The sequence below is a fragment of the Acinetobacter sp. 148 genome (assembly GCF_031196675.1).
GTDB lineage: Bacteria > Pseudomonadota > Gammaproteobacteria > Pseudomonadales > Moraxellaceae > Acinetobacter > Acinetobacter baumannii.
This window is the reverse complement of record NZ_JAVIMT010000020.1, coordinates 37,925-51,069: the sequence shown is the minus strand read 5'-3', so window position 1 is coordinate 51,069 and position 13,145 is coordinate 37,925. Positions and strand designations below refer to the sequence as shown.

Here is a 13,145-nt window from a genome sequence, read left to right as displayed (position 1 = left end):
CTATAAAAATAAAAAAGCGGCGTATCTAACGCCGCTTTTTATTAAAAACTGTATTAACCTTGATCTGACAATAGAGCAACCTGTTGTACATAGTTAATAAATTTCATTTTAGTTGCTTCAAGATCTGCTTCTGCAACTTGCTGGGTTTTATCACGATTAATTCTTAACACATGCTGACGTAAAGTATGTCGCTCGGATGCATTATAGATTTTGCTAAATTCATTGATTGCAGGGTCGCCCTGCTCGATCATACGATCTACCCAACGCATGAGTTGAGCTTGTTTCTTCGCGCCTTGCTGAGGGGTCAAATAAGATAAAATGATTGTCTCATCTTCATTGCGCAGGAGTTTACCAACACGCTGAAACTGGCGACGGCGCGCTTCGAACGAACTAATATTCTGAACTTCCAAAAGAGCATCAATTAAACGCTCATCAACAGGAAGTTTTTGAATTTGTTTGATAGAAAGTTGTGCTAACTGCTCACCTAAAGCAGCCATACGTTGAACTGCTTTTTTCTGTTCGGTTTTACTTGCACGTCCTTCTAAAGAATCAAAATCTTCTTCAGTATAACGCTTGGGACGACGTGCCACGATTAATCTGCCTCATAAAATTTTGCGGCGAATAACGCCTGTACTTCATTTAATGCCTGTTCTTCGTCAGTGCCATCAATGACTAAACGTAAAGTAGTCCCTTTACCTGCACCTAACATCAGTAACGACATAATATTCTTTGCATCTACTAAATGATCGCCCTTACCAATTTGAATTGACGAACGAAACTTTGTAGTGACCTCTATCAGTTTTCCTGATGCACGTGCATGTAAACCGAGTTTATTAATTACATCAACAGTTGTGTCTATCATGACCAGTGCTTCATTTCTCTGTGTAAGACCTGAACAGACCATTCTGCCTCAAGTGCTTGTTTTAGTCTATCTACCATATAAACTGAACGATGCTGGCCGCCTGTGCAACCTATTGAAATCGTCATATAGTGACGATGCCCTTCAGCAAATGCCGGCAGCCATTTTTTTAAGAAGTGGAGAATGTCCTCAAACATTTCATTTGCTTGTGGACTTGCTTCTAAAAATTGTTTAACTGGCTCGTCTAAACCAGAAAAGCGGCGTAATTCTAAATCCCAATGCGGATTTGGTAAATGCCGTACGTCAAAAACATAGTCAGCATCTAAAGGAATGCCATGTTTATAACCAAATGACTGCAATATAACAATCAGATTATCTGATTGTCCTAATTTTGATAGCAAGATATGTTTTAAATCGTGAACACTTTTATCTGTGGTATCAATGTGAACAGTGGCACGAAACTGAATTGGAATCAGCAACTGCTTTTCTTCATGAATACACTGTAAAAGACTTTTGAAACGATTTGCTAACGGATGTGGACGACGTGAAGCACTAAATCGTGCAATCAAATCTTGATCTTGTGTCGTCAGATAAATCACATCAACCGTACCATGTTTTTGTAATTGCTCAAAAACATGGTCGAACTCTTGCATATCTGCCCGAGTACTTCGTACATCCACCCCTAAAGCAAGCTGCTCAAGATTATTTTCATGATCTAGCTTTGCCACGATCTCAGGCAGCAATGCCAAAGGTAAATTATCAATACAGTAGTAGCCCAAATCTTCTAATACTTGAAGAGCTGAAGATTTTCCTGAACCAGACTGTCCTGTCACGATAAGTATACGCTTCATGGCATGGCTGTCCTTTTATATATTATTGAGGTGTAAAGGCAACTTGTAGATTATCAATTAAGCGCGTTCCACCTAACTTTGCCGCGACAAACAACACAATATCACGATCAAATTGAGAAGCAGCTAACAAATTAGGTTGACGAGCCTCCACATAATCCACAACAAAACCATTGTCTGTCAACAGTGTTTTCAAATCTGCCAAGACTTGTTGTAAATCTTTACCTTGGTGTAATTGCTCTTCGGCTTGTTTTAAACCTTGATAAATGACTGGTGCAACCTGACGCTGTTCAGGAGTCAAGTAACCATTTCTTGAACTCAGTGCCAAACCGTCTTCTGCACGAACAATTGGTACGCCAATAACTTCTAACGGAATATTCAAATCTTGTACAAACTGGCGAATCACTGCTAATTGCTGGTAGTCTTTTTGACCAAAGAAAGCATAATTCGGTTGCACAATATTAAAGAGTTTGGTGACAACCAGTGCTACGCCATCAAAGTGCCCCGGACGTGAGCTTCCACATAAATCATCAGTAATTTGACTGACGCTAATGTTAGTTAAGCGAGGTTGTGTACCGTACATTTGCTCAACTGATGGTGCAAAAATAATGTCACAGCCAACATCTGCAAGTAGACGACTATCCTGCTCTAACGTACGCGGATAATTATCAAAATCTTCACCCGGACCAAACTGTGTTGGGTTCACGAAGATACTCACAACCACAACATCACATAACTTTTTCGCTTCACGAACAAGAGTGAGGTGGCCTTCATGTAGATTTCCCATCGTTGGGACAAAACCAATGATTTTACGTGCAGCTCTAGCAGGATTTAAAGAAGCAGCTAAGCCTTGTATAGTGGTTTCTGTTTTCATGAATTACAGCTCAACTTGGAAAGTGTGTTCTTTAGCTGGGAACGACTGATCTTGTACAGCAGCATGAAAAGCTTTAAAAGCATCTAAAATCGCTGTTTCACCAGATTGTTCTTTCATAAAGTTACGTACAAAACGCGCAACTCGACCAAACGTTAGACCTAACATGTCTTGTACAACTAATACCTGACCATCAGTCGCATTACCTGCCCCAATACCGATCACAGGAGTATTCGGGAACAATTCGGCAATTTCTTGACCTAATTGTGCCGGAACGCATTCGAGTAATAAAACTGCCGCGCCCGCTTCAACCACCGCCGTACAATCGGCAATAAGCTGATCGGCTGCTTCACGCGTTCTAGCTTGTAACTTGTAGCCACCAAATACATGTACAGACTGAGGAGTTAAACCTAAATGTACACATACAGGCACACCATTACGTGTTAACACTTGGACAGTTTCACTTAGCCATGCACCACCTTCGATTTTGATCATTTGGGCACCAGCTTGCATAACTGTTTTCGCATTCTGCAAAGCATCGTTTAAAGTGGCATAACTCATAAATGGTAAGTCAGTCATAATTAAAGCATGCTGATTACCGCGACGGACTGCCGCTGTATGATAGGCCATGTCTTCAACAGTTACAGGTAAAGTTGAGTCACGCCCCTGAATTGCCATTCCAAGAGAATCACCAATTAAGATCGTATCAATTTCAGCAAGTTCCATTGCTTTTGCCATACTTGCATCGTAACAAGTTAGGCAAGAGAACTTACGTCCTTCGGCTTTAAATTTTCTTAAGTCACTTAGACTAATCATGATGGTATCCTCTACAGGAGTTTGCAGAACGTAATAAGTCCGGCTTTAAGCCCAAGACTCATCAGCAAGTACAGTCAGCGTTGGCTGCTGTATGAGTTCTAAATTTTTAAGTGGCTGATCATTAATATGTAGATCAGCATCTAAATCTAATAAAGGAATCACAACAAAATCTCGTTGTAATATTCCTACATGCGGCACCGTTAAGCGCTCATTTTGTATTTTTTCATTGCCATAAATCAGTAGATCAAGATCTAAAGTTCGCTCCCCCCAATGACGGAGTCTCACCCGCCCAGCTTCCTGCTCAAAACGCTGTAACTGGTCAAGTAATTCAAGCGGAAGTAACTCGGTTTTTAGCTGAGCGACTGCATTTAGATAATTCGGCTGATCTTGGGGACCCATAGGGGGACTTTGGTAAAGTTTAGATACTTTCACTTCACCAAGAGATTTAAGTTTGCCTATCGCTTCAGACAGAATCTGGCGTGAGTCACCTAGGTTACTTCCTAAGCCAATATATGTGGTTACTGTCATTGTGTCGGCCCAAAAATAACTTGGCTCAAATCACGTTGTACCCGCTTGCGCTTTAAAATTGGATGATCACTCATCACATTCGTTTGTGCTGCGGAAGATTTTTCAATAAAACGGTCAATAGACTGCTCTTGTCGTGCACGCTCTTTTTTACCACGACGGCTTCGAGGCTCTGGAACATCAACCAAAGGCTCAATTTCCGTATCAACTTTATTGCTTTCAACAGGCTCAGCAGCAACCTTACGACGACTTTTCGCCTTCTGACGATTATATTGGCTAATCGCAGCTTCTTTTTCGTCGTTTGACATTTCTTGGTAAGCTTCCCACCAGCTTCCCATTCCCTGTGTTGTGTCATCACCTGACTTTTCACGAAGTAATAAGAAATCAAACCCAGCGCGGAAACGAGCATGGCTTGCCAATGCTTCAATTTGCTGTGGTTTTGGATTAAGCAAACGGGTTTGCATTTCCCAAACTTCACGAATAAAAGTTTCGGCAAAACGAGGAATAACTGTGCGTGTTGCTTGACGTTTTAAAACATCCAAACCTGCTTGAGCACGTGCTTCGGCTGGAACAACGCCTTTTGATAAATAAAAATCACAACGCTCTAAAAATGGCTGCCACAATAAAACCGCATAGAAAAATGCCGGATTAATCGTTTTACCCACCTGAATACGTTGATCAGTATTTTTTGCTGCACGTTGAATAAATGGAGTGAGATCCGGACGAATATCAGCAAAAAGCTGTTTCCACACGCCAAAGTCAATCAACATTGGTAATACGCGTGCCAAATGCCCCATTGTGAAAAGCTTTTGAGACTCATCGTATAACCGGTGTGGTGAAACATCACGAAGTAATTGCGTCATCTCAACATCAAAAATGTCGAGAATTGCCGGATCAATTTTAAAGTTGAGCTTAGCTGCAAAACGTAATGTCCGAAGCATACGCACCGGATCTTCTTCAAAACGTTGCACAGGATCGCCCAATAAACGTAAAGTCTTACTTTTGACATCATCAATTGCTTTACAGAAATCGAGCACAATACCCTTACGCGGCTGGTAGTACAGAGTATTGATAGAAAAATCGCGTCGAGCAAAGTCCTGTTCGATGGTTCCCCAGTTGTTGTCACGTAAAATCATGCCCGAAGCACTGGTCACCGCTTTTTTAGGAGGAGCACGGAAAGTGGCAACTTCGATTAGCTCACGTCCTGAATAGACATGTGCCAATTCAAATCGACGGCCAATAATTCGGCATCGACGGCCAAAAACTTCTTTAATTTGAGAAGGTGTTGCATTGGTGACTGCATCGAAATCTTTAGGATTGAGTCCTAGCATTAAATCACGGACACCACCCCCAACAATATAAGCTTCATAGCCTGCTTTAGTCAGACTATCGATCACATCTAAAATCGAAGAAGGAAGTTGGGCTGTGGACAAACCACATTTTGACGCTCGCAAGGTTTGCAAAAGACGCTGTCTCCTACGTCAGGACGTAAATAACAAGTTGTCGCTAATCATAGCTCTAACACACACAAAGGGCAATTTGATTCTCTTAGATTGCGCAGGAAATGATAATTGACGAATAGAACTTTTATAAGGCTAAACGCGATTTATTTTTTTCAAAAATAGCTGGTCCAATTCCTTTAACGTTTTTAATTTCGTCAATATTTTTAAAACTACCGTTCTTTTGCCTGTATTCTACAATCGCTTGAGCCTTTTTCTCACCTACACCTTTTAATTGCTGAAACTCATTTACATTCGCCTGATTCAAATGAATTTGCCCTGTAGAGTCATTAAAATTTTTAGTTTGAGAAATTTTAGAACCATTAGAATGAGAAGACTTAGTGATGTTTAACTTTTGGTCATACATCTGCTGTTTAGCCTTCCATTCTTGAAAGTTTTGATCAAAAGATTGAGCGTAAACCGAAGGTGAAATTACTCCCAAGCACAACATTATTAAAACAAAATACTTATTTTTCCAAAATCTCATGCTGTATTGCATGTGGTTTTTCCCCTGATTTTAATTGTCGTTTTGCCTGATTCCACAATTCATCCATTTCGGACAAGGTCATGTCTTCCAATGTTCTTTGCTGTTTTATGGCTTGCTCTTCAATAAAAGCAAAACGACTTCTAAATTTATGTATGGTTGATAAAAGTGAACTTTCACTTGAAATGCCAAGTTTACGTCCAACATTGACTAATGAAAACAGGCAGTCTCCAAATTCATCTTGAATTTCATTACTATTTTGATTTTTAAGTGCCTGTTTAAACTCATCTAATTCTTCTTCTAATTTTGTATAAGCATCTTCTACCGTTTCAAAATCAAACCCAACTTTTGCGACATTTTTTTGAATTTCCTGCGCTTGAGATAGTGCTGGTCCATGTTTAATTTCATCTAATCTTGATTGTGGTTTGCCTTGCTTTTCTTGTTGTTTAATTTGTTTCCATAACTCACTTACTTGTTCTGGTGTTAAGTTGTTAAATTGGTCTGCTTGAAAAACGTGCGGATGACGTCGTACTAATTTTTCGCTAATTGCCTCAACCACATCTTGGAAATTGAACGCCCCCTGCTCGCTAAACATTTGCGATTGAAATACCACTTGTAATAACAGATCACCCAATTCATTCCGAATTTCATTAATGTCACCTTGACGAATGGCAGCCTCGACTTCATATGCCTCTTCAATCGCATATTTAGTCAGTGACATTGGAGTTTGCTCTTGGTCCCACGGACATTTTTCACGTAGCTCTTGCATAATTTTAAGCAATTTATCCATGTAACCCTCAAGTTCAAAAAATTGGTCAGTAACTTTAAAATCTTAATTTGCTATGATCAAAATTAAAGCGGCAAATCATTCGTCATATTGTAACGATAAAGAGAAAAAAAGATGAAACATAGCATTCTGATTAGTGGCGCAGCTCAAGGTATTGGAGCAGAAATTGCACGGGTATTTTATCAGCGGGGTTATAAAGTCGGCATTTATGACATTAATGAGTCGCTTGCTCAAAATTTAGCGCAGGAATTAGGACCGAATGCATGCGCAGGCTATCTAGATGTCAGTGACTACAGCCAGTGGCAACATATATTAAAAGAATTTACCGACTGGGCTGGCGAGCTTAATATTTTGGTGAATAACGCAGGGATTTTATATTCCGGAGTCTTTGAAAATATCGATATCAAGTCACACCAAAGAACAATCAATATTAATGTAAACGGCGTAATCAATGGTTGCCATGCTGCACTCCCTTATTTAAAGCAAGCTTGTTTTGCACGAGTCATTAATCTCTCTTCAGCTTCTGCAATTTACGGGCAAGCTGACCTCATTTCTTATTCGGCCAGTAAATTTGCAGTGAGAGGAATTACCGAAGGTTTAGATGTGGAATGGAAAAAATACGGTATTCGTGTTTTAGATGTGATGCCTTTATTTGTACAAACCGCAATGGTCAACAATATGGATGCAGGTTCTATTCAAAACATGGGAGTCGATTTAACGCCTAATGATATTGCTCAACAGGTGCTTTCACTTGTAGAGAAAAAAGCTCATTTCTGGACACCGACTCACACTCCAGTTGGTATAAAAACCAAATTGCTTTATCAACTCTCAACAATAAGCCCCCAGTTTTTAAATCGTTTAACTAATATTTATTTATCAAGAAAGTAGCTTATAAAAAAGGCCGTCAATTGACGGCCTTTTTCTCAATTTAGTTAAACACCTTGAATCATGCGTCGTGCGCTAATAATCCCCGGTTGTTGCTCTAAACGAGCTAACAAACGTGAAAGCTGAGCCAAGCCTTTTACCTCAATGAGCAACTTCATATTAGCAATACCATCTGCCTCAGAAATTGTGTTCACCTGACGGATATTAATCTGGTCAGAGAAAATCACTTGAGTTAAGTCTTTGAGTAAGCCACGACGATCATAAGCCTCAACTACAATTTGAACACTTTGACCACGAGTTGGCTGCATCTCCCAATCGGCTTCAACAGCACGTTCTGGCTCTTGCTTGATCATGCGTTGATAATCAGAACACAAGACTTTATGAATACTTACCCCACGATTCAACGTGATATAGCCAGCAATTGATTCACCATGAACTGGTTGGCAACACTGCGCAATATGTAGCTCAACATTGTCTAAACCATCAATTAAGATGCCATGCGCAGACAGAGTATGGCTGGCACGTGGGTTTAATGTTGGTTTAAGTACCAGTTCAGGTTCATCCTGATCCAGATGCATTTGACGATTAATCTGATTAATCAGAGCATGCAAACTAATATCGCCGCTGACCAGACTAACCAAAATATCATCCCCTGTTTTCACATTAAAATGTGACGAGTAATCGTTGAGATCGATACTCTTAGGGTGAATCGCCAATCGAGATAATTCTTTGTTGAGTAACTCACGACCAACTTCAAGGTTCTTACTACGGTCTTGCTGTCTGAACCAATGACGTAATTTGTCACGGGCACGAGCTGTCTTGATATAACCTAAAGAGTTCACCAACCAGTCACGGTTAGGCTCACGATCTTTCTTGGTTAAAATCTCAACCTGCTCACCTGTTTTTAGCGTATAGGTTAATGGTACATAGCGCTGGTTAACACGCGCTGCATAACATTTGTTTCCAACCTCTGTATGCACATGGTAAGCAAAGTCTAAAACTGTTGAGCCACGTGGTAGTTCTTTAATATCACCATCACGGCTAAAGACATAAATCTTTTCAAAACCTTCAAAGTCTTGAAGCTGATCAAAACCTTCCGTCTCATCTTCATTTTGATGTACTGTTGTTTCATTACGTTCTTGGTAATGTTCCAAAACAGCACGAAGCGAATGCAAACGGTGGTTAAAAGAGTGGTCGGTATTCTTTGAACCTTCTTTATAGTTAAAGTGCGAACATACCCCTAACTCTGCTTCGTCATGCATCTCATGAGTACGGATTTGTACCTCTAAAGATTTATTCTCAGCAATAACAGCAGTATGTAATGAGCGATAACCATTGGCTTTCGGGTTAGTAATATAGTCATCGAACTGATGTGGGATATGACGCCAAATCTGATGAACAATACCTAATGAGTGATAACACTCAGGTACGCTATTCACCAATACACGTAAAGCACGAATATCATAAAGCTGATCGAAACTTAGGTTTTTGCTTTTCATTTTTCGATAAATCGAATAAATGTGTTTTGCTCGACCTGTAATTTCAGCTTCAATACCATGCGCCGCCAATTCACTTTTTAAACGGTCTATCACGAACTGGATATAATGTTCACGCTCAAGACGTTTTTCATTGAGTAATGAAGCAATCTCTTTATAACGGTCTGGCGCCAAATAACGAAACGCTAAGTCTTCGAGTTCCCACTTCAGCTGTGCAATACCAAGGCGATGCGCTAATGGCGAATAAATAGTTAAAATTTCACGCGCCACACGCTCTTGACGTTCACGTGATGAGTTTGCCAACTCACGTAAAGAGTAAGTACGTTCAGCTAACTTAATTAAAACGACACGAACATCTTCGGTCACTGAAATCAGCATTTTATAAATGCCGCTTAAATGTTCCCGTTGGTTGTTATTAAAATGGTCTTCTAGTCGTTTATTTTTTTCAATAAGCTCTGAAAGCTTACCCATTGCCAAAGTACCTTTGACAAGGTTATAAACTTGCTCACCAAACTTTCGCTTTACTTCTTCTATATCAGTAATGTCCTCACGAACACTACGATAAAGCATTGCAGCAGATAAAGTATCTTCATCTACATGTAAATGCGCCAGAATATCAGCCATTCCAACACCAGTAGCAAATGTATTGGAACGATGATTAACCGTTGAATCTAACTCTTTTTGTAGGGTTAAATGCGCAACCTCTTCGAGTTGTTTAAGCTCTGCCCCATCTAATATTTCACGAACCCGATCCAACCATGAGGCTAAACCGACTTGTGTTTCGGCGGCATGCTCTACAGTCGTTTCCTCTGACAACTCAGTTAGTTGTTCAGGTAACTGTTCACGTACTGTGACCATACCATTCTCCTGGATATGTAACTCATGTTTTTAATCGTTTATCTCTTGAATTTTCTCAAATAAAGCAATCGATTCAACATGTTCTGTGTGCGTAAACATGTCCATAACCGCTGCTTTTTTTAACTGGTAACCATGTTGAACCAAAACACCTGCATCCCTTGCTAATGTTGCTGGATTACATGATACATAAACGATTCTTTTTGCTCCAAAGTTCGGCACATACTGCATAATTTCATATGCACCAGCACGAGGAGGATCAATCAATAATGCATCAAATCCTTGATTTGCCCAAGAATGATGCGAAAAATCTTTTGTTAAATCTTGTGAAAAGAAACTTGCCTGCACCAGATTATTACGCTTTGCATTATCTGTTGCCCGCTGCACCATTTCTTCACTTGCTTCCACACCTACAACCTGACCCTTTGCACCAACACATCGTGCAAGTGGAAGCGAAAAATTACCTAACCCACAAAACAGATCCAGTACTCTTTCACCCTGTTGCAATTGAAGCAATTCACATGCCAATTGCACCATTTGTTCATTTACTGTGGCATTGACCTGCGTAAAATCCAATGGCGAAAAAGCAAAATTTACATCAAATGCATTTAAAGCATAATGTAATCGCATAGCTCCCTGTTCTTCATCAATACGACGAAGACTTTCGGGTCCTTTAGGTTGCAAATACAACTGCCAGCCTTTGTGTAACGCAAATTGTCTTAATTGGTTGACATCAGCATTGTTTAGTTTTTCGATATGACGAACTAATAAAGATGTTTCATGATCACCTTTTGCTAATTCTACATGACCAATATGCGCTTTGCCTTTTAGACTTTGGAGTAAATTACGCAATTCTGGCAGACTATCTGATAACTTTTTATCCAAAACGCTACAAGTATGGATAGATGTTAAACGATTACTATGATGCTCACGGAAACCTAGAATCAAACGGTCCTGTTTTGGCAAATAGCGCACACCTATTCGAGCACGACGGCGATAATCGCTTTGCAAAGAACGAATTGGTTCTAACCATTGTTCAGGCTGAATACCAGCAAAGTGTTGCAAGTGTGATTGGAGGACATTTTGCTTTAAATGGATCTGCTCATCGGGGTGGATATGCTGCATGCTACAACCACCACAAATACCATAATGAGGACAAACTGCCTCTACACGATTTGCTGAAGGTTCTGCTAAAAGCACTACCATTTCAGCTTCTTCAAGCCGCTTAGTCTCATGCGTAATTTGGGCTTTTACTGTTTCTCCAGGCAACGCATAACGAATAAACACTTTTTTACCATGCTTATCTGCCGGATGGTCTGGATGAGAACCATAATGCGCAATTCCCCGCCCCTCATGAGAAAGAGTTTCAACCTGAAAAATATATTCGGGTTGTTGAGGTTTACGAGATTTGGCTTGCTGTTTCAAAGAATGAACCTAAAAATTTAAAGGATTAAAATAGTGGGACGTAAATTCGGTATGTTTCGATGTACGTTGCCACACCTCAAGAAAATCGGCTTGCTGAGGCATAGTCTGTAAATACTCAATACTCGAACTAATCCAGTGGTTATGCTCATCTACATTCATTTGGCCTTTGAGCAATAGCCAACGCAAATAAATAAACCATGTATTGAGCACATCACCTTCACAATAACTGGTTAACTTTAACCATTGTTCTGTACGTACATATTCAGGCACATGATAACCCGACTCACCACGTTTACCTGGTAAACCTAAAATACAGGCTACATCATCGAGTTTCTGGAAATTACGGCCATTAAACATTGCCATAACATCCATTAAATCAATATGACGGTGGTGATAACGGTTTTGGTAATTATTAAAACGCTTCTGACTATCAAGCTCGCCTTGATCAAATAACCCGGGTGCCGAAAGACCATGATACATGGCACGGAACAAAATGACGGGCAAATCAAATTGCGAGCCATTCCAGCTCACTAAAGTTGGATGGCGCTTATCAAAAATGGATAGAAACTTCTGTAAAATTTCAGCTTCCGAATAGTGTTCCCGACTAAAAGAAAATAATCTGAAACCTGATTCATCAATCCACAAACCAGAAATACAAACGATTTCATGTAAAGGCAAACGCTGAAAATCCATGCCGGATTCTTGGCGACGGATTTTTGTGAGTGCCTGCTCAACATCTGCCTCTGGCAAATCAAGATGATATAAATGCGCTCCCGCTTTTAAATCAGTTAAAGTTTCAATATCAAAAACTAAAGTAGGAAAACGCATTTTTTCTCTCAATTATGAGTCATCAGTCCTGTACTGAGAACAGGCCTGTAGACAAGTAGCGATCACCACGGTCACAGATAATGCAAACAATCACAGCATCCGGATTTTCTTCTGCAATTTTTACTGAAGCCCATACCGCCCCGCCAGAAGATGTACCTGCACTAATTCCTTCCTCACGTGCTAAACGGCGAGCCGTTTTTTCCGCTTCAATTTGCGGAATATCCATAATTTGATCAACACGCTTTGGTTCGAAAATCGTAGGTAAATATTCCTGTGGCCAACGGCGAATACCGGCAATATTTGAACCTTCAGAAGGCTGTAAACCAATAATTTGAATATCTGGATTTTGTTCTTTTAAATACTTAGAAACACCCATAATGGTACCGGTTGTACCCATTGAACTTACAAAATGGGTAATCTTTCCACCTGTTTGTTTCCAAATTTCAGGGCCAGTCGTAAGGTAATGAGCTTCGACATTATCTGGATTGCCAAACTGATTGAGGACCAAACCTAGACCTTCAGCTTGCATTTGCAAAGCCATATCTCGTGCAGCTTCCATATTCGGCGCTTCAATCAATTCTGCGCCATAAGCACGCATGGCGTCCTTACGCTCCTGACTTGAATTCCCAGGCATAATCAGTTTCATTTTATAGCCGCGCATCGCCGCAACCATAGCTAAAGCAATACCGGTATTACCACTGGTAGCTTCAACCAATGTATCACCTGGTTTAATTTGACCACGCTTTTCAGCCTGCATAATCATGTTATATGCAGGACGATCTTTTACAGAACCTGCTGGATTATTACCTTCCAATTTTGCTAAAACCGTTGCCTGCGTATGACAAGCCAAGCGCTGCAAACGGACCAGAGGTGTTTTACCTACATAGTGATCTAACAAAAATTCGTCGGCTAAAAAATCAGGTTGTGTATTACTCATGATCAACACCTAAATCGGGGTGGCACTATT

The 13,145-nt window shown here is 40.2% G+C and carries 14 protein-coding genes; 1 reads left to right on the top strand and 13 read right to left on the bottom strand.

Annotated elements, in window-relative coordinates:
• Positions 1-53 precede the first annotated feature (53 nt).
• From yjgA to mazG, 9 genes are all read right to left on the bottom strand, one after another.
• Positions 54-590, bottom strand: a complete 537-nt coding sequence (yjgA, locus tag RFX69_RS03920) for a ribosome biogenesis factor YjgA (protein WP_272234706.1) — start codon at positions 588-590, stop codon at positions 54-56.
• A gap of 2 nt (positions 591-592) precedes the next feature.
• A complete protein-coding gene (locus RFX69_RS03915; protein WP_000567533.1) occupies positions 593-862 on the bottom strand; it encodes an HPr family phosphocarrier protein in 270 nt (89 codons plus the stop codon).
• A complete protein-coding gene (rapZ, locus tag RFX69_RS03910; protein WP_000821671.1) occupies positions 859-1,710 on the bottom strand; it encodes an RNase adapter RapZ in 852 nt (283 codons plus the stop codon). Before rapZ ends, RFX69_RS03915 begins: the two co-directional genes overlap by 4 nt.
• A gap of 22 nt (positions 1,711-1,732) precedes the next feature.
• Entirely contained in the window at positions 1,733-2,581 is an 849-nt protein-coding gene (gene panC / locus RFX69_RS03905; protein ID WP_000846362.1) for a pantoate--beta-alanine ligase, read from the bottom strand.
• Between the two features lie 3 nt (positions 2,582-2,584).
• Positions 2,585-3,394 (bottom strand): 3-methyl-2-oxobutanoate hydroxymethyltransferase, encoded by an 810-nt coding sequence (gene panB, locus RFX69_RS03900; protein WP_000624763.1) that lies wholly within the window; start codon positions 3,392-3,394, stop codon positions 2,585-2,587.
• Positions 3,395-3,439: 45 nt separating this feature from the next.
• Positions 3,440-3,922 carry a 2-amino-4-hydroxy-6-hydroxymethyldihydropteridine diphosphokinase gene (gene folK, locus RFX69_RS03895; protein WP_289332494.1) on the bottom strand — a complete coding sequence of 161 codons (483 nt, stop codon included), beginning with the start codon at positions 3,920-3,922 and terminating at the stop codon, positions 3,440-3,442.
• A complete protein-coding gene (pcnB, locus tag RFX69_RS03890; RefSeq protein WP_001194201.1) occupies positions 3,919-5,382 on the bottom strand; it encodes a polynucleotide adenylyltransferase PcnB in 1,464 nt (487 codons plus the stop codon). Before pcnB ends, folK begins: the two co-directional genes overlap by 4 nt.
• Positions 5,383-5,506: 124 nt before the next feature.
• Entirely contained in the window at positions 5,507-5,917 is a 411-nt protein-coding gene (locus RFX69_RS03885) for a ComEA family DNA-binding protein (RefSeq protein ID WP_025464588.1), read from the bottom strand.
• The gene (mazG, locus tag RFX69_RS03880) at positions 5,886-6,692 is read right to left on the bottom strand and encodes a nucleoside triphosphate pyrophosphohydrolase (protein WP_000359489.1); all 807 of its coding nucleotides are present in this window, start codon (positions 6,690-6,692) and stop codon (positions 5,886-5,888) included. The genes RFX69_RS03885 and mazG overlap by 32 nt, the downstream gene beginning before the upstream one ends.
• A gap of 111 nt (positions 6,693-6,803) precedes the next feature.
• Here mazG and RFX69_RS03875 point away from each other — a divergent pair, with 111 nt between their 5' ends.
• Complete coding sequence (locus RFX69_RS03875) at positions 6,804-7,577, top strand: SDR family oxidoreductase (RefSeq protein WP_289332495.1); 774 nt, start codon at positions 6,804-6,806, stop codon at positions 7,575-7,577.
• A gap of 44 nt (positions 7,578-7,621) precedes the next feature.
• On the opposite strand, the gene RFX69_RS03870 is transcribed toward RFX69_RS03875, so the two are convergent.
• The 4 genes from RFX69_RS03870 to cysM are packed head-to-tail and all read right to left on the bottom strand — an operon-like array spanning position 7,622 to position 13,115.
• Positions 7,622-9,928 (bottom strand): bifunctional (p)ppGpp synthetase/guanosine-3',5'-bis(diphosphate) 3'-pyrophosphohydrolase, encoded by a 2,307-nt coding sequence (locus RFX69_RS03870; protein WP_000259109.1) that lies wholly within the window; start codon positions 9,926-9,928, stop codon positions 7,622-7,624.
• 30 nt (positions 9,929-9,958) lie between these two features.
• A complete protein-coding gene (rlmD, locus tag RFX69_RS03865) occupies positions 9,959-11,350 on the bottom strand; it encodes a 23S rRNA (uracil(1939)-C(5))-methyltransferase RlmD (protein WP_289332496.1) in 1,392 nt (463 codons plus the stop codon).
• Between the two features lie 9 nt (positions 11,351-11,359).
• Complete coding sequence (locus tag RFX69_RS03860) at positions 11,360-12,178, bottom strand: 3'-5' exonuclease (protein WP_001212165.1); 819 nt, start codon at positions 12,176-12,178, stop codon at positions 11,360-11,362.
• 22 nt (positions 12,179-12,200) lie between these two features.
• Positions 12,201-13,115: a cysteine synthase CysM gene (gene cysM, locus RFX69_RS03855; protein ID WP_000072604.1), complete on the bottom strand. Its 915-nt coding sequence runs from the start codon at positions 13,113-13,115 to the stop codon at positions 12,201-12,203.
• Between the last annotated feature and the right edge of the window lie 30 nt (positions 13,116-13,145).